This window comes from Chryseobacterium sp. UYP7 (assembly GCF_056279225.1).
The window spans coordinates 1-19,468 of the sequence record NZ_JBWBQW010000011.1 but is presented as its reverse complement, the minus strand read 5'-3'; the positions used below and the strand labels follow the sequence as shown (position 1 = coordinate 19,468).

At 31.0% G+C, this 19,468-nt stretch carries 15 protein-coding genes; all 15 read left to right on the top strand.

Going from position 1 to position 19,468, the window contains the following annotated elements; translation table 11 throughout:
• The first annotated feature begins 1 nt into the window (after position 1).
• The 15 genes from ACZ9HT_RS16515 (at position 2) to ACZ9HT_RS16445 (ending at position 19,413) form a co-directional block, all read left to right on the top strand.
• On the top strand, positions 2-7,678 hold the full coding sequence (locus tag ACZ9HT_RS16515) for a COG1470 family protein (protein ID WP_476041603.1): 7,677 nt from the start codon (positions 2-4) through the stop codon (positions 7,676-7,678).
• A gap of 11 nt (positions 7,679-7,689) precedes the next feature.
• Positions 7,690-8,253 carry a hypothetical protein gene (locus ACZ9HT_RS16510; protein WP_476041602.1) on the top strand — a complete coding sequence of 188 codons (564 nt, stop codon included), beginning with the start codon at positions 7,690-7,692 and terminating at the stop codon, positions 8,251-8,253.
• A gap of 162 nt (positions 8,254-8,415) precedes the next feature.
• Positions 8,416-9,396, top strand: a complete 981-nt coding sequence (locus tag ACZ9HT_RS16505) for an SH3 domain-containing protein (RefSeq protein WP_476041601.1) — start codon at positions 8,416-8,418, stop codon at positions 9,394-9,396.
• Between the two features lie 56 nt (positions 9,397-9,452).
• Positions 9,453-11,609 (top strand): hypothetical protein, encoded by a 2,157-nt coding sequence (locus tag ACZ9HT_RS16500; protein WP_476041600.1) that lies wholly within the window; start codon positions 9,453-9,455, stop codon positions 11,607-11,609.
• Positions 11,591-13,327: a hypothetical protein gene (locus tag ACZ9HT_RS16495; protein ID WP_476041599.1), complete on the top strand. Its 1,737-nt coding sequence runs from the start codon at positions 11,591-11,593 to the stop codon at positions 13,325-13,327. Before ACZ9HT_RS16500 ends, ACZ9HT_RS16495 begins: the two co-directional genes overlap by 19 nt.
• 6 nt (positions 13,328-13,333) lie before the next feature.
• Positions 13,334-13,951 carry a hypothetical protein gene (locus ACZ9HT_RS16490; protein ID WP_476041598.1) on the top strand — a complete coding sequence of 206 codons (618 nt, stop codon included), beginning with the start codon at positions 13,334-13,336 and terminating at the stop codon, positions 13,949-13,951.
• A 223-nt stretch (positions 13,952-14,174) separates the two neighbouring features.
• Positions 14,175-14,852, top strand: a complete 678-nt coding sequence (locus ACZ9HT_RS16485; RefSeq protein ID WP_476041597.1) for a hypothetical protein — start codon at positions 14,175-14,177, stop codon at positions 14,850-14,852.
• 131 nt (positions 14,853-14,983) lie between these two features.
• Positions 14,984-15,178 (top strand): hypothetical protein, encoded by a 195-nt coding sequence (locus ACZ9HT_RS16480; protein ID WP_476041596.1) that lies wholly within the window; start codon positions 14,984-14,986, stop codon positions 15,176-15,178.
• A gap of 50 nt (positions 15,179-15,228) precedes the next feature.
• Complete coding sequence (locus ACZ9HT_RS16475) at positions 15,229-15,780, top strand: patatin-like phospholipase family protein (protein WP_476041595.1); 552 nt, start codon at positions 15,229-15,231, stop codon at positions 15,778-15,780.
• The gene (locus ACZ9HT_RS16470; RefSeq protein ID WP_476041594.1) at positions 15,704-16,288 is read left to right on the top strand and encodes a patatin-like phospholipase domain-containing protein; all 585 of its coding nucleotides are present in this window, start codon (positions 15,704-15,706) and stop codon (positions 16,286-16,288) included. The genes ACZ9HT_RS16475 and ACZ9HT_RS16470 overlap by 77 nt, the downstream gene beginning before the upstream one ends.
• 134 nt (positions 16,289-16,422) lie before the next feature.
• On the top strand, positions 16,423-16,962 hold the full coding sequence (locus tag ACZ9HT_RS16465; protein ID WP_476041593.1) for a transposase: 540 nt from the start codon (positions 16,423-16,425) through the stop codon (positions 16,960-16,962).
• A gap of 1,079 nt (positions 16,963-18,041) precedes the next feature.
• Positions 18,042-18,344: a hypothetical protein gene (locus ACZ9HT_RS16460; RefSeq protein WP_476041592.1), complete on the top strand. Its 303-nt coding sequence runs from the start codon at positions 18,042-18,044 to the stop codon at positions 18,342-18,344.
• Between the two features lie 59 nt (positions 18,345-18,403).
• Positions 18,404-18,685: a hypothetical protein gene (locus ACZ9HT_RS16455; RefSeq protein ID WP_476041591.1), complete on the top strand. Its 282-nt coding sequence runs from the start codon at positions 18,404-18,406 to the stop codon at positions 18,683-18,685.
• 65 nt (positions 18,686-18,750) lie between these two features.
• The gene (locus tag ACZ9HT_RS16450) at positions 18,751-18,894 is read left to right on the top strand and encodes a hypothetical protein (protein ID WP_476041590.1); all 144 of its coding nucleotides are present in this window, start codon (positions 18,751-18,753) and stop codon (positions 18,892-18,894) included.
• A gap of 12 nt (positions 18,895-18,906) precedes the next feature.
• Entirely contained in the window at positions 18,907-19,413 is a 507-nt protein-coding gene (locus ACZ9HT_RS16445) for a relaxase/mobilization nuclease domain-containing protein (protein WP_476041589.1), read from the top strand.
• Positions 19,414-19,468: the final 55 nt, after the last annotated feature.

Here is a 19,468-nt window from a genome sequence, read left to right as displayed (position 1 = left end):
AATGTCAAATTTTGTAAAAAGATATAATAACCCAACCTCTAGTATACCATTTATTCATAAGGTAGTCGAGATAGATTCCAAAACATATGCTGTGGGATCGATTACAGTTGGTTCAAAAGCTACGCCATATATATGTTGCAGAGATACTAGCGGGAATATTTTATGGGAGAAAGCGTTTGATTTTATTATTGATTCATCTTTTTCTGACGTTCTTGTCTTAAGAAATAAGTCAATTTTATTAGTGACAATAAGTGTAAATCAAGTGTGGCTGATAAATATTACAAAGTCGGGCGAAAAAATTTGGGAAAGAAAATATTATGATTCAACTTACTTTATACCAAACGAAATATATAATCAAAGTTTGGCCAGTAGTTGTTATATAAATGAATTAGAAAATAGCAATATAATTTTGACAATAAATGAATGTAATAGATATGTTATTAATAATGCACAATATCGCCAGAAATATTTTTTAAACTTTTATAAAATTGATTATATAAATGGAGACGTTCTACATACAAAAAAAACTGATACTCAAAATATTTCTCCATTAGCGATTGTATCATATCTAAATTCAATTATAATCTTTAAGACAGGTGACAACAACTTATTCTCATCGATCTTGAGGTTTGATGAAAATTTCAATAATACTCATCATATAAAATATAGTATTTCGAATGACCCTCCCATTATACACTCCAGTATTGTAAGTGTAAGTAATATAATTGACGATAAGGGTTATATAATAATATATTTTGGAACAGGAACTCAAAATTTTCAAATTTGTATTCTCGAATATGACTTTTTCAGGAATCAGATATTAAAATTTTACAAGTCTAATATAGATATAGTTGGGCGCACCCAGCATTTTTCAAGGATTTATCAGGATGTCAATTATTTATTCTTTTTTGTCAGCGGTATTTACTTCAAACTTAAAAAAGTTGATTTTTCTGTTGTAAGCAGAGAATTATTGATGGAATCTTTTACTTCATATTTAATTAGTGATTCGACAATTTATGTTAGTTTTCAAGAAAGGATTAATTATTCAGGTAACAGTTTTCAGTTGAATAATTATTTTATAAAAAATGATCATAATTTTATTAACTGCAAAACAATTGAAGGTAGTAATTATAATTTTTATTTGTCAAGCTTTTCAATAAATAATGAAAATTTAATTGCTACAATTAATAATAATACACCTAATTATTCTGCATCATCTCCTGCAATAATTAATATCTTAAATACTTTTCAAACAGACGCTTGCCCTCCAACTTATAATTACAACCTCAAATTAGAATCCTCTACTATTTACGTTAATCCATTAATCCGTAATCGTCCTATTTCTGAAGCATATGTAAGAGATATAATAATCTCGAATTCTGGTACTTCTGAGGCTACATTATTCGCAAAAACTGTGATTGCCACAGAAAAAGGTGTTACTTTCAAAACCGAGAATGTTAATACGGAAATTCCAGCAAATGGTTCTGCGATAATTAAAATATTCATATCAGGAACGCCAATCGAATCAGGTTTTTTTTCACCTCTAGTAGAAATATCATCTCCTTTTGTTGATAACTTATTAAATAGTATAAGGATTCCTTTCGTGGTCAATGAAGATACTATTAATGGAGAAATTATATCCTCATCATTATTCGAAAAAACTTATATCAAAGGATTACCTGCTACTCCAAATCCTGATTCTTATGGTAGTTTCACTGTTAAAAATAATGATTCACTTCGAGAATTAATAATTCCCGCCGGAACTATTCTTTATCAAGAGATAAGTAACAAATTTGAATTTAGAACATCTGCATCAGTAAGTATCCCGGCAAGTGGAAACTCAATTGTCGCGGTTAGCGTTTCTTTTATTATTCCTCAAGAAGTTGGCGATTTCAAACATAAAATCGCTCTGTCAAATCAGCAATATAATATCATTAATCCCAATAATTATGAAATAGTTTTTCATGTAATAAACGAACCAGTTGATATCCGTATCACAGAACTTGGTATGCTACAACCCCTTATTTTCATTCTAGGATATAATTACCCTCGCCAATTTCCGCGGTCAATAGGGAAAATGAAAATAAAAAATTTCACACAAACACTGGAATTTACTCTTGACAGTACAATTTTAGATCCTGATATTGATGGATTACAATTTAAAACTAGACCTTCCATTACACTAAAACCTGGTGAAGAAAAAGAAGTTGAAATAGTTGTAACTAAAGCCGCCGAAGCTGTAGGAAATTTTACATGCCCAATCGATCTAACACCTGAAATTACACCAAATACTTACAATATTCCTTTTACGGTGATTGAAGATGTGCTAGATGTCGAACTTACCAATTCAGAGTTTCGATTCCCTCGCTTCATCAAAGACACTTTGGTAAGTGACAGGATTAGGGGTGTGATTACCATTCAAAACAACAGCTTAGTCAAACCATTTATATTAGAGGCACATACAATAATTCACAATGATGTGGATAATATTGCTGGACTTATTTTTCAGACGGTAAATGACATTTCCATTGAGCCAGGAATGAGTGAAACAATTGAAATTGAATTAAACCCTTTATCTTCGGTACCTACGGATTTTGGTCATTTTTACCATTACATTAATATAGCTGATGTAAAAAACACAGTTCCTTTCCTTTTAGATTTTGAAGTATTTAATAATGGCGTTCAAGTAGATGTAAATGATAATACTTCATTGCAATCTCCAAGTTTTTCTTTACAAGCGGTTGGCTCAAAAGGGATAGACAGTCCAAAAGGAATTCAATTACGCTGGTTGTTTGGCGGTAATTTAGGAAACAAACATTTACCGAAAGGTGATATGGCTACAAACGAATATAATTTTAATAAACCTAATGATTATGTAAATGCTTACAGAGTTCCGTATACAGATAACGTAAGAGTAAGATTGCACTTAGATTTAACTGAAAAGCCCCATTTGGTAAATAATTCTGGTTATTATTGGCTATACAAATTAGATGTTCCTATTTCAAACAATGATGATACTTCGGCGAAGTTTGTAGTAAATGAAAAAAATATTTATGTGTATTTCAGAAATAAATTTAGATACAATGATGTAACAGCAACGATAGACCCTTTTAGAGATCCTTTTGGATTTATAGAAGCTTATGGTGAAAATATTATTGAAATCGAAAGTAAAAATGACTTGTTTTTTAGGGTTTCTCCTCTTACCAATAAATTATTTACTGGTGATTTATATTTAGAGGTTCTTTCTGTGGAAGAAAACAAACCTATTGTTTCTAAATTTTTATCGTACCGAAAAAAAATGACTCCTGCGGAAGTTCGGGGAGCAAAAATTTTGGTAGAAAATGGAAGAAGTATTCGATTTAAAAAACAGGGAACTAAAATTTATCAATTTGATTTTGAATTTTATAGTGATTTTATAGCATCTGCTTCGTATTGGAATGCATGGCAGGATTATGGGAATTATGCGCTTACAACAACAACTAACATTAAGACACTTAATCTTATTTTAGGCAATATTAACGGAAAATGGCTTCGCTATAATGAGGGAGAATTTGTTAGAAAGCAAAACTATGTTGATAAGTGGAATTATACTTCTCGTAGTGTGAGTGATCCCAAAAGAGGAATACGGGAACTGATTGAAAAATATCTTTCTTTAAGTACTTTTGCAGATAATCCAAGAGCTGAAGATTATTTGGATATAAATTTTTCGGCTCCTAATGGTGAAATAATTACAGAAACTACAGATCCGAATGAGGAAAATGGTACCACCAAGATTTCTTATTTGGATTTACTTCAGATAGCTGCATTGGATTATCACATTGCGAGATTACTTGGTTTGGGTATTTTGGATATTATTGAAGAGGTAAATTCTGCAGATGATTTTATTTATTTAACTGAATATAAAACTTTAAAAGATCCTTTAAACGAAAACCAACCAAAACCATCTCAACTTCTTTCGATGTCATTGCCAACATCTTGCGATACAGAGCGTTTACCAATACCTATAGAAATAGCCGAACTTTATAAAGGTATTCCTAATAAACCTAATGAAGATATTCCGGTGTTTTATGATGATGAAGGGTATACTTTTGACGGTAAAAATAGGATGATTAGTATCATCAGTAAAGCTCTACCGTCAGCAGAAATAAATCCTTCGTTTTTTTCAAGTGCGAGTTCTTGGGATGCATCACTTTATTCGCTTCCTATATACGCAGGTTTAGAATATAAAATAGGAAGTGTTGGTAATAGTTTGCTCACTTGGAAAAAACCTGAACTTTCACACGATATAGCTTATAAAAATGTTAGAGCAGACGGACAACTATCTAATTTTGAAACTGTACCGATTATGCTACCTGAAAATTTTGGGGATCCTTTGTACGTGCATCGGCAAACAATGACTGGGGATTATTATTATTCGACTTATAGTATTAATATATTCTCAAGAGCAAGGTCTAGTAATTTCAGCAGTAATATTAGCACCACAATAAAGCCTAAAAATACATTGCTTCCGCCTTCAGAAATAAAAACTTGGCTTATTTTACCAGAAAAACCTTTAATGTTTACTTCTGAATTTGAACAAGGAAAATATGCAGAAATTGAAGGGGATGACAAAACCTTTGTGAGAATCAACTTCGATTATAATGCTTATCAGGATTTGGTGACACATTCAATTCCTTCGGATTCTGGAATTGAAGATGCGGATTATATTAGGGATACAGAAACATATTTCCTTGATAAATATGACTTGTTTGCAGATTATATTGAAACGTATTATAGGAAAGAAACTCCCAAGAGTATTTATGCACGATTATTTGATGTAAAAGCAGACCCTAAGGACAAACTATGTGCAGTTTTCAAAACCATGAAGTATCATTTGGCAAGCACGAATGAAGATCTTCTTTCTATCCTTCCTCTGGGTACGACATTCGAAAATTTTATTGGCTCAATTTATTTAGTAAATAATAAAACCTATGTAATCAAAAATGTAGAATATGACACTACTGGATTAAAGTTTACGGTGTACAAAGAAGAAGTAAGCCAAGCAATTCTATCAGGTGGAACCATTCCAGTAAATTTCACTTCATTAACAATGCCCACAACTTCAGGAAATGATCTGTTTGTAGTGATGGAAAACATGCAGTCAACTATAGTTTGGGGCAATAAATATCCAAATTTATTTACCGTTCCTTTGAATTTTCCGATCATTAATAGAGAAATTATTACTTCAACTTCGGAAAATGGAAGTGTGCAAAAGTATCTGGAAAAATCCAGAGGTTTTTGGACGGAAGCTGAAATTAGACAATATCCCGAAAGCGGCGTTCATATGGGAATGTATGAAATTATAATTAGGAATTTTGGATTTGGAGAGTCTTTAGGCATTACAGATCAAGGATTTTACGAATTGAATAATGGTTATGTAAGAGCTTTCAGAAATAAAAATGTTTTTGGAAATACTTTTATAAAATCGCGAGATGTTTTTAAAGTAATAGGAACACAACGCTTGGGAAAAAGGTCCTATATATTATATGTTTATGATAGCGAATTTAAGTTTGATGAGAATGGTAATCCTGTAAATAATTTACCAAATGAGCAAATCCAAACAGGAAGTGGTATAAGTATAAATTATTATCCGTCCTATTTTCTTTACCTGTATAAAAATGAATTGCATGATTTAACAAAGGATTCAGTATTACCTACTGGTGATCATCTTGTCAAACAGTCTATATTTGGTTTTCGTTCTGTGGATGAAAATAATACGGACACGAACGGCATTCCCTATAAATCTAAATTTTCTGCTCCAAGTATTATTCTAGGTCAAAAAATTATTGATCCTCAACCGCCAGAGCAACCAATTGGAAGTTTATACGCCACACGACCGGATTTTTATGGTAAAGCTACTTATAGTTTTAAAACAAAGTTCAGTCATAAACCGTATAGTGTGCAATTTTGTAGAACGGATAATAATGCCTTACTTCATGCTTTGTATGATACGGAAACCGTCATAGAGATCTATAAACAGCTAGCAGCTTTTGGCGGAAATAATGATGAGTTTCTTAACAATCGTTGGAATAATTTCTTTGATTATAAATATTTGGGAGCATTTAATCATGAAGATGGTTCTATGCCTGGATTATTTAAACCTTATCCTGAAGTAGTTTCGGATGAGGATAACCCATCTCCGATTCTCCCTTATGCATTTCCTCTTCCTGACAAAAAAGAATTTTTTGAGGGAATTAACAAATTTATAAAATCTCACAATGATGCCTTTGGAACAGATGATGATTTGATAGATTTTGAGGAAACCCCTCTCGGAACAATGAAACTGAATACATCAATCATCGCACAAGTGGATGGAGATGAAACTCTACTTATCGATTTTGTTAGGGAAGTTGTTGAATATACTTTTGTTCCTCTAACAGAAATTCCTATAATATATCAACATGTTAAAACGTACCAACATCCACAACAGAATCTTTCCTATTTGCCACTAAATAAGAAACAAAGGGTTCGCGACGAAGCAGGTTATCTACTAAAACCTGGTTTAGATCCAAACCAAGATTCTGTTTTTGATATGGCTCCAATGATGACTATTATGGATAAAGCTGAGAACTTAACGCTTTTCAGTGATTTCACATTGAATGGTACGACAAACAATCTTTACTTTTATGCTTCCCGAGAAATAGGATCACAAATGACTATGAGTGACTTAAGTCCTATTCTTGGTCCCGTGAAATTAGTTGATTCTAATCCTGCTGAAGCACCTAAAATTTTAAGTGGACTGCCAGTTTTGGAAAATAAAGTTTTAGGAATTCAGCCCAAGATTAAAATCGAAGTTCAGTCATATCCTGAAATTGCCAGCGTAAAGAAAATTAATCTTTATCGAGCAGAAAATAGGTTAGATGCTGAATCTATTCTTTCAATGAAACAGGTTCAGCAATTAGAAATTTCCGATATTGAAATTTCTGAAAGGGGTACATGGACCATTAATGATAGTTTGGAAGATTTTATTCAGATTCCATTTGGTGATACCTTGTTTTACCGAGTTACTGTAGAACAAGAAATTCAGTACGCAGATCCTCTTATTAATAGTGATGGTACATCCATTATTGTTGCAGATTATGTCCCATCGCAAGCTTCAAAAATATTGGTGCTGATGCTCACAGAAAATACTAATCCAGATGCTCCCGTTCTTGAAGGCTCTGGTGCAAGACAAGTAGATGAAGATTTTGTGACTAATGTAAAATTCGCATGGGACAGAAATTGTTACCGAGGCATTTATCATTTATACCATATGACTTATCAAGGCAAGTGGAACGAGATTGCAAGATTTATCGTGAATCAAAATAATGATAAAGTGCAACTTCAAGTATATAATGGAATTGCTGCGGATGGCAATGTTTGGGAAAATAAAGAAATACTGGACATTATTGAAAATAAAATCTCCGTTCCTGCAACTTTCCTTAACTCCGCATATAACCAATTTTTGCTTTTCGATGAAGATGGGAATAGGAAATATTACCATTTCAAAGCAATTGCAGAAAATACTTCCAATATGTTCAGTACAAAGGAAAATATTCTCACTTTGTTCACCGATGAAGTTTGGGATAATTTACAAGGAATATCTTCCAATGGAACTAGCAACGGAATGATTATAGAAAAAACATTTATCATTAAATAAAAATTACAATTATGGCAATAAGAGACACACTCAAAAGTTATTTTCAAACAGGGAAACGCCCAACACAATCCAATTTTGCAAATCTTATAGACAATATGGCTCTTGTTTCAGAGATTCCTGAGGTTCCGAATAAAACGTATAAGGTTTTTTCAGCATTGTTACGAGTAGATAATATTGGAGTAGACTTTAATAATCCAGATTATGTTGTAAATTATAGTTTGCTGGAGCCAAATACTATAGGTGATCTTAATATTAATTTTACACGTGATAAAAAAATCAGAATAGAGAATGATTTAACCATTGAAGGTTTATTTCCTTTTGAACGGAGATTTTTATCGGTTGGTAATTTAAGAGCAGATTACAACTTTGATAGTATTATTGAATCTGATGATACTAATGATATATACATTGATTTAATTTTTAATATGAAATTAGATTATGGTGATGGAACAACCGTTCCCGTTCCAGTATCAGATACTCCTCTCTTTTACAATCTACCGATAGAGATTCGAGTCTATGATGAGATGGAGGAGAACTTCATTTTACCTGCAGATTCAGGTGAGATTATTCCATAATTAAATAAAAATGTATTTATACCAATATTAAAAGAAATGATAATTGAGGTCTGCGGCGCAACAAAACATTAGGAATGAATTTTTCTCAAAAATTAGTTCAATTAAATAGCAAAATTTTATTATAGGGGGAGTTATATAAAATAAATTGTTAGTTTACAAATTATGGAAACAAAATATGGCTTTAAAAAAATGACTTTAAAAGAATTTGAAACCTATCTTTCAAATTTAAAAATTGCTCGTACGGTGCTAACAATTCAGCAGCACCACACTTATATTCCATCTTATATTCATTTCATTGGGAATAACCATTTTGAATTACAGAAAGGAATGAAAAACACCCATATCAACCAGAATGGATGGGCAGATATTGGGCAACATATTTCCATTTTTCCAGATGGTTCGATAGTCACAGGACGAAGCTTCGAAAAGTCTCCAGCATGTATCTATGGAAATAATGCCAATGCTTTTTGTATAGAAAATATTGGAAACTTCGACAAAGGAGCCGATACAATGACGAGCGAACAAAAAAATGCCATTATAGAAGTAACTGCTGCACTTTGCAAAAAATTCAATCTTATTCCTGACACCAATAAAATTGTTTATCACCATTGGTTTAACCTTTCAACTGGGGTAAGAAATAACGGAAACGGAAACAACAAATCCTGTCCTGGAAGCAATTTCTTCGGAGGAAATAAAGTAGAAGACTGTAAAAAGAATTTTATTTCTTTAGTGATTGAAAAAATTAAATCGTATAACACTCAACAAGTAACGCTTAAAAAATATGTTTTTGTAACGGCCGATACACTAAATATAAGAACTGGACCTACTTCGTCTAAGTCGAAAGTAAAAGACCGTGAACCTGCGCTATTTGGTGCAGTGTTGAGGGTGTATGCAGAAAGAAATAATTGGTACAAAATCTCTTCAGATTCTGAACAATGGGTTTCTGCAATGTACACCAAAGAAGTAAAAAGAGCGTTGGTCAATGCAGATATTCTGAATGTAAGATCCGGTGCGGGAATCCGATTCCCAAAATTAAGCAATCTCACTAAAGGAATGGAAGTTTTTGTTTACAATCAGGAAAACGACTGGTCAAAAATAAGTATTGATGCAAAATGGGTGAAAAACAATTATTTGGATTTTTAAAATTAATTGTATGATTGAGCAAAGAATAAAACACGCTAACTAAAAAAAGTATCGATATGCCCGTTACAACCACCAACCCTATAGGAACAACCTCCGACAGCATAGGAAGAAATATTCGACCTGAATTATACGCAGATTCTTATTTTTTTTTGGAGAAAGATAAAGTTTTTTCCCAAGCTCTTGAAAATAAATTTGGTGTCGTGGGAACGGGCGAAAATTCTGTTTTTCGAACGACTTCAAAAATTTCTTTTTCGGGGAATACAAAGGTCTTCTCAATCTGTACTGGTCAAATTCTCTTGCAGCCCAATACTTCGAGTGTAGAAAAAATTAATTTGGTTTTAAAACCCTTTAGGCAACCAATCAACGGACTTGCAATTAAATATATCATTTATCGGGGATTAAAAAAGAGTGATTTTTTCAATGGTGAATTTATGAAGCCAGAATCGGAAAATGCGACAGGCTACATTAATCATATTCAAAGAGAATTCAAAGATTTTTATAATCTCATCCAGCAACCTGTTCCCGATTTCAAAGCAGGATTTGTGGGGTTTCCAACGGAAATTAATCCACAAAATACTCAAGATCTTATTGATGAATATTTCTTTAAGATCGCAAAATTTATTGATGAAAATGATGAAACTGAAAGTAAGCCTTTTGATTTGCCCATTGTACCTGCCGGAACTTTGCTCGGTAACGCAGAGGAAACTTTAGGCATAGACATAATTTTGAATGAAGGTGATTTTACAATAGAGAATGATCCTAATCCCTTTAAATTAAATCTGGAATTTGTACGGTCTGCGGAATATATGCTCGATCCTACCCTTATAGATTCTGATTTTGAAAAGAAATTAATCAGAGAATCTGCCACTCGATTTATAGATATTGCCTCTTTTTACGGGCTTCACACGCATGGAAATGGGAAGGTATATGTAAGTTCCCAACATGATCCGTTGAAAACTGCCGATGAAATTTACAATCTCATTAAAAATTTTAAAACCGCCAATACCATTTATCTCTACATAAAAAGTAATAGACAAAGATCCTATAATTTCTATGGAAATTATAAGTTTTCAGATTCTAATCTTAATAATATAAAAATCGGAACTGATGAAGATAATATTGTTGAAAAACAATTTGGGACAGAAGGTTGGCCTGTAGAAGTTTTATATAATATTTCAACTTCAGAGACACTTCTGGTCAGTTTGATCCATAATAAAAATTATTTTGATAAAATATTCTATATAGATATTGGAAATCCACAGGAAGAAAATAAAGATGTATTATTTTTAAAAGAGCTGAAAAATATTTCGGATAAAGAAAGAGATTATTTAGAGGCTGTAAATTTCAAAATAAATAAAACATCAGGTATTATCAAACTGTTGTACATTGGGGAGAATATAGATGAACCTTATTTGACAACCGAACCTTATTTTCTAGATAAGCACCACAATGTTGTAAGGGAACTTTATCCTTTAATTAATGTTAAATCTTTTTTGGATTTGGAGGGAAATCTCGCCAGTATTTCTTTTAATAAAAAATCCTTTATCAATTTAAATTCTTTTTCTGAATTACAATCAATGTCGGTGATTAATAACAGTATCTTTTTTTATAAAGGGAAAAAACAAGAAGAAGATGATTTCTTGTATAAAGAAAAAGTTTTATTCCTTGCCAAAAAAGAAGATACGATAGATAGTAACCTCACTAATAATAGGGATTTGATTTTCGGGACAAGAAGTTCCATGATTACTAATGTTCCGACGAATGATGAAGCCAATTTTTTAATGTTGAAATTATATGGAGACAGAAGTTACCGTTATTATTACAACGAAATAAAAGATAATTCAAAGACAATTAAACTATTAAAGCTAAAACTCAACGAAGAAACTGATACCACCTATTTTTCCGTAGGAATCTTGAAAGAAGAGTATGAGAAATTGATGGAGATTATTCCAGCAGGTGCATCCAATGTAAAATTATATTTGGATGAAGAAGAGCAGAACCCTTTGCTGGATGATGAAACGCACAGATATTATTTTAAATATTCATTGGGAATTAATTATGAGGACGAAAATGGAACACTGCAAATTTTGTTTCCGAATGAAAAAGTTTTTGTCTACGGCGAAGGGATTTTTTTGTTAGCCTCTTCGGGTTTTGTTGAATATGAGTATCCAATAACTTTAGAAAATGAAAAAAGATGGACAACAATAGTATAGCTCTTTTAGAATTTATAAAATTCTTTTCTTCTTATTATAACCCAGAATCCGAAGATACAAACAGGAAACAATATTTTACAATGAAATTTTCAGGACCTATTCCAAGGGATTTGAGAATTGTGGATGAAAAAATAATGAGTCCCGAACATTTTAATTTTTTTGTGGAAAAATTACAATTTTGCTATGAGATGTATAATTTTTCCAATTCAGGTGAAGTAACACTTACGGATCTAAGTAAAACGCCCAGCTTGGAATTCAATCTAAAAATAGGAACTTATGGAGCTCTACTTCCTGATTTAATTTTTAAATATGATCACCTTGGAATAGAAAGAAAATGCTGTATATTTTATTCGGAATACTATAGAAAACTGGATGCTGGCTTCAAAACTAAAATATCTGCAAAATATGGAACCAAGGATTTTTTTGAAAGTAACCATTCCTATGCATTTTATCCCTATTCATTGTTAATTATGATTAAAGATGAAAGCGGAACAGGAATAGACTTTACAGATTTTGATAATTTTCTGACATTAAGCTTAGATGGATGGAATAACAAATTTCAATCAGCAGTAAGTGTAGCATTGGGAAGTGGCGGGACTTTTGATTTTTTACAAAAATATCATCCTGAAATTTTTGTACACGCATTATCCTATACAAATAGAAAAGCATTAATAAAAAAGATTGCATATCAAGAATATTGGGGAATATTAGATTTTGATGGGCTTAGTGAACAGGATTTTATATTAAAACTATTAGAGAATATATCTGATGATGATGCTTCTTTGTTTTATAATGATGTTTTTGGAAACAATGCAGATCTTTTCAGGAGGTTAGATGAAAAATTCGACAATCAGGGAAATCTCAGATTTGTTATAATTTTAATGAGAATAAGATATAATTACGTGTTATTAACGGAAGGGCAGACAGGATTAGAAGATTATATTACTGTAATTCCTGCACATTATACAATTCCTATAAGAAAAATAAAAAAAGATGGAATTTATCAATATGGACCACAACCAATTGTGGAATTATTGAACGACCATATACATATAACGACTATTGATTATTGGGCAGGATTGTATATTATTCAAGGAGAAAGCCCTTTTTCATATTTATATAAAGATTTTCCTTATGAGGAAATGATTAACATATTTATAGTAAATGAACATAAAGATTTTGGTCTAGCGGATGGCAGAATAATTCCAATTCCAGCATTTGCTTTAAAAGGATTTAGCGAAGGTATATCAGAAGATGTTACAATAACAGATGTTATCAAAAAATTTACTGAAACTATGGGCATTATATTACCTTTTTTAAAATTAACATATCTTTTATCTGAGGGAGTTTATTTGTTTGGTGAAGTGGCAGGAACTTCTATTAGTTTAGGAAATGCTTTCACTGGGCAATATATAAGTTCATTTTTAGACGAAAAATTGAAAGCTACTCCAACAGGTGCTATATTTCTTCGGGCGTATAATTATATCAGTTTTATGTATAGCAATAAAGATATAATAAACAAAGGTATTCCAGAACTTATATCTAATATAAAAAATGGGAATAAATTGGCATTATCAGATGGCGAAAATCTAATGACATTATGGGATGATTATTATGAGGTGAATAAAGCAATATATGATGCAATTAATAGCACAGAATCAGAAATAATATCTAAAAGGATGCAAAAGCTTCAACAAGAAATCAATAGAGTAAAATAATATAATATGAAAAATTCAACACACATAGTAATCTATATTTCCATTTTTTTTTTATTGGGTTGCAGATCAAATAAAAATTTTTTAACTGAAAATGATTATAAAATAATGGAATTAATTATTCAAAAAATAATTTTGGTAGATGATTCTTCTTTATTAGAAAAAGATTTGGCAATGCAAAATTTAAATTCTGGTACGCGCCAATACCAACAGAAATTAAGTGATTTGTATAACAATCAAAACTATGAGAGTGATTATTATTATTGTTTAGAAGATTCTCTTTTTGTTTTTAAAAATAATTTTTATTTAGAAAAATTATTTAACGAAAATGATTTTGATGGAAATACAAAAAATAGTATTCCTCTTAAAATTGATTTTTCAAAAATCAAAACAAAAAAGCATTTAATCCGTATTGACGAAAATTCACCATTAAGAAAATCAGAGAGATATTTAGGGGAAGCAAAGTTATCGAGGATAATTTATGATGGAAATAAGGCTGCTATAATTATTATATTAAATGGTCTTGATCGTGTGATTCGTTTTTATAAAAAAGATGGGGATGGCTGGATGCTATATAATAGCTACTTAATTCCCTTTAAAATTGGGGAAGCAGAAATTGATTTGTAATTTTAAAACTTTTTAAAAAAATAGATGGAAAGTTTCATAATCAAGGAAATCTCAAATTTGTATTGCTTCTAATTAAGATGAGATAAAATAAAAACTAAGAGAACGAGGAGAAAAACGATTAGAAGATTATCTTATTACAATACCGGAATCACATACTATTCCTATAAGGGAAATGAAAGCGTAGTACATTCGGTTCAGTATATGGGACCAAATTCTATTTGAATTGAAAGATACTACAATGTTTCTGAAAGATATCCATTTTGAGGTTGGAGATGGAACTATATTAAATTTTACAGATTCTAACCCCAATCCTTTTAGTGTTTTGGGTCTTTTTAAAGAATATCCTTATGATGAAATGTTGAAAGTTTATATTTGGTTCGAGAACGAAGAATTAGGATTGGCGCAAGGCAGGATAATACCGATGCCCGCCTTTGCTTTAAAAGCATTTCATAAAGGAATCTCCGATGAGATTACAATTTTGGATGTCATTAATAAATTTGTAGAAATTATAGGCATTATTGTCCCATATATAAAATTGATAGAGTTAGTACAAATAGGAGCAAAATGGTATAAAATTGTAGAAGGCGGGATTGCCCTATTTGCACCAATTTCGGCAAATTTCATAAGCAGTCCGCCTATAAAAAGAGCATTGGAAAGCAGTGATGCATGCATAAAATTTTTGCAAGGTTATAATTATCTTTCTTTTATATATGGAACAAAAGATCTCAAAGGATTAGCAACACAAATTACAAAAGGAAATTTTTCGGCTTTCAAAGATGGCGAAAATTTAATGACTTTATGGAGCACTTTTGCTGCTCCACCAGACTTTGATCCAAAACCATTTGAAGACAGCGAATTAAAACCACTAATAGAACGATTAAAAAATTTTAAGAGAAAATGAAATTTAAAATAATAAAATTTTTAATAATTAGCTTCTTTGTTTTTTCCATACTTAATAGTTGTAGAGCAACAAATGAATTAAATGAAGATGATTACAATATTTTGCAAGTTGTAATTTAAGCAGATGTAATAGTGTCAGTATTAGAAAACGATAAAGCTTTAGAAGGTTTACAAGACGAAAGCGAAGAATACAAAGAAAAAATGAATGACCTTTATTTAAATCAAAATTATGAAAGTGATTATTATTACTATATTGACGACACACTCTTTGTTTTTGAAAAATATAAATTGTTAAATTTATTCGAATCAAAAATTAATTACGATTAGAAAATAAATATCTTTATGAATTAACGATTTTATTTACATTTTTAGTTAGCATGGAGGAAAAAAGAAAAAATCAAAAAAAAATAAGAATATTAAGTCTTGATGGTGGTGGTATTCGAGGTATTATTACCTGCGTTATTTTAAAATATATTGAAGAGTTAATACAACAAAAACATCCAGACGCTAAATTAGGTGATTATTTTGATTTAGTATCGGGTACCAGCACAGGTGGATTAATTGCTTGTGTACTATTAGTTCCCGATAAAAAAAATTCTAAAAAAGCGAAATATTCAATTGATACCGCATTAAAACTTTACGCAGAAAAGGGAGGTGATATTTTTAAAGTTTCAACTTGGAAAAAGCTAATAAATCCTTTCGGATTATTAAATGAGGAAATATCCATTGATTCTTTTGAAAAGCAATTATTAGATTTTTTCGGAGATCTTGAACTTAAAGAACTTATTAAACCAAGTTTAATCACATCTTACGATATTTATAATCGCCGGGCAAAATTATTTAACACGTTAGATGGGAACGAACCAATTGGAAATTTTCTTGTGCGAGACATCTGCAGAGCAACAGCAGCTGCACCTACTTATTTTTGAACCGGCTAAAATCAAATCTTTTTATGGTAACGAATATGATTTGATTGATGGCGGCGTTTATGCAAATAATCCGGCTTTATGTGCATATGCGGAGGCACGGAAAATTAATTTTTCAAAAATATTGAATGACGATAGTAAACCAGATTACCCTTCTGCCAACGAAATGATTATTGTCTCAGTTGGAACTGGTGATGTTATTAAACCCTATTCTTTTGCAAAGATGAAAAATGCAGGAAAAATCGGATGGATCACACCCCTAATAGATATTTTATTATCAGCAAACGTTGAAACTGTTGATTATCAATGTCAACAAATGTTTAATACCTTAGGAACCAGAAATAGAAGCCATTATTATAGAATTAATCTTGGCTTAATGTCAGCGTCTTCTGACATGGATGATGCTTCTGAAAAAAATATTAAGGCATTGATTCAGGCAGGTTTAAATTATATACAACAAAATCAAATTCAATTACAGACCATAGCAGAGAAATTGATTTCTAATAATTAAATATTTTGTAAAATACTAAATGAATGTTGGATCTTCCATGCAAACCAAATCTTAAATTTTTTATTATTTTTACGTTTAATAATCATTAGGTATTGAACATTGAAAAAATATGCAAATAATTTTTAAGCAAACGAATGAAAAAATCACTTCTATTAATTCTAATCTTAATTGTCACATTGGGATACGGACAATCCAACTGTGAACCTCTCAAAAAAGAAAATGAAACTCTTCAGTCTTCGAATAAAGCTTTGACTTCTGAAAATGAATATTTAAGAAAAGTATTGGATATAAATAAACCAATTCTGGAAATAGAAAAAGAAAATTCCTCATTCAAAATAACTAAAGTCGTTGGTAATAAAAGTGATAAGAGCTTAACAATTTCTTTTCTTGTCGAAGAAAAGGATGAAAATAAAAAAATGACAATTGAAGATATCTCTGTTATTGATATTGAGGGAAACGAGTACAATATGGATTATTTTAAGTCTAGTAGACCATATCCAGATTTAGTATTAAATGTTCCTATTAAACTTAATTTCTCATTTAAAGACATACAAAATGAGCCTTTATTTATAAAGCTCTTAAGATTTCAAACAAAATCTCAACCTGAAAGGAACTTATTTGAAAGTATCAAATCAAATATAGAATTTAGGGATCTAAAAGTGTCTTGGAATTAACTACATAGAAGAATAAAAAGAAAAAACCTGATGTAGTAATTCGCTAGATCTGAAATAATTTATTTTTCTGGTTAAAGAAATTTTGCTAATTTATTCTAAAAGTTAATTGTTTCATCTGCTTTTCAGGATAAATGTAAAATTCATCGATAGAATAATTTTCAGTTTTTGATCTCATTGTTTCTATTTGATACAAATTTATGTTCAGAAAATTTCCCAATATGAGAAGTAATCCGGCTTAGTGATTTAGAAAAAAATATTTTGTAGTTGCAACAATTATTGTGAAAAATCGAAAGATGTATTGGATAGCTTTGATTTATAGTTTTTCGCAAAATTTTGATGCAGATTATTAAATGATCATCACATTTTTGCTAGGGGATCTGATTAGAAAGTTGTAAAGCGAATTTAAATTACCTATCCAAATTTATTCAAGGCTCTACTAAAATCTGTATAATTATAAAACATTGGCCTGCTTAGAATATTACAATGTAACTTCGAAAACCTGCATAAAATAATAACAGATTTTTCAGGCCCCTGCGTAAAAAAGATTCAGCAACCGGCGCAAAATAATTACAGGTCATTTCCGAAACCTGGGTAAAATACATATAACACCTGCGTAAATTGAATAGAGATAAAGCATCCACCTGCGTAAAATAATACCAGCAGAAATTCTTTTCTCTTTTCATAATCAATTGCTCTTTATTTATTGATAATCAAACACTTTACAGTAATAAACATCTATTTTTAGAACTCTCCTAAAATGGGGTGGTTTTGATAGCAAGATGTGTCTTTGTATATACAAACTTTCGCAAGTTTTATATCCAAAGACGATCTTGCTTTTTTTGCAAAAAGGGGAAAAAACTTCGGGACTCGTTTTTCTATTTTATTAGAGTTTTTAAAGCAATATTCCAAATTAACCCAATGTATTCCTTTTTAATCTTTTCAAAATCCAGATGAATCCAGATTGTTCTTAATTAGCCCAAACGCTTTGGTTGCTATTGTTTTAGACGGTTTTAACCCTCAATTTTGTCTCGAAGTTTTTAATCAAAATACAGATGAGAAAATTGATTTATTTTTTAGTATTGCTAATAGCAATATCCGTTGAGGGACAAGTTGGTATCAATACCCAAACTCCAGAGGCTACATTAGACGTGGTAGGAAAACCGCATGATGAGAATGATTATGATGAAATTATTCCACCACGAATCACGGGTGATAGGCTATCGAAAAAATCTTGTTCTTCAACTACCCAATTTTTTCCCGCACTACTTGAAAATTTTGCGATACAAATTCCGAAAAGTTCTTTAGAAGCAATATCTAAGACCTACTATACCTACGGAGAAATTCAAGGGTACTCCAATTGGACCAAACCCTATTTACCTTAAATTAAAAATATTATTGGTCTTATTATTCAGAAGAATATTCGGGAATATTTAAAAATAAGATGGTGAAAGAAAAACTGATAATTCTACGAATTCAGAATTCTAAAAAAGAAGATTGGCAAAAACACTGTGCGAAAAGAAATATTTCTCTGACGAGCTTAATCATCAATTCAGTAGAAGGTAGAATTCTGGACGACGAAAGAAGAAAAATAATAGTGTTCATTGAAAAGCAGGATAACCTATTTGCAAAAATTGAAATCAACATTAATCAGGTTGCAAAAATCGTGAATGGACAAAAATTTATAAGTGAAATAGAATTAAAGAAATTTTCAGAAAAGTTATAAGAAATAGCAATTCTTAAAAAACAGCAAAATGAAATGTTTGAAAAAATTTACTCTTTGCTTGCAAAATGATTGTTAAGGTTATGGCTGCGGCGGGTTCGAGTTTTCCCGGAGTCAATTACAACGATAAGAAAATTGATAAAGGAAAAGGAGAATTAATGCTGATGAAAAATTTCCCATCATTCATTAATGAGTCCAGTAAGAAAGAGTAAGTCAGAGATTATTTGAGAGCGATTTCAGTTGGAAATAAAAAAGTATTAAAACCTCAGTTTCATGCGATGATCTCGACAAAGTTTGAGGAACATTCGAAAGAGGAGTTGGTGAAGATTGCAGAGAATTTCATGGATGAAATAGGTTACGGAAAACAGCCATTTACAGTAGTTTTTCATAATGATACCGATAATAACCATGTGCATCTGGTTACTACAAGAGTAGACAAAACAACCGGGAAGAAGATTAATGATAGCTATGAAAAGCTAAAATCACAAAAAGCGTTGGCTCAAGTGATGGAAAAAATATACGGACTCAATGAGGATGAAAAATTAAACAAATTATTGAAATACAAGATCAGTTCTCTTAACCAACTGGAAACTTTACTCGAGAGAAGCGGATACAAAATGGTCAAAAATAAGAGAGATGAAAACGCTTTTGATGTTCTAAAAAACGGAGTGAAACAGAAAACTATTGATGGTGCAAAGTTCGGTTTAATTGACCACCTAGATTCGGTTTAAAGTGACCATGTAAATTCGGTTTAAATTGACCACCTCTTTTTTGTGGTAAAAACGA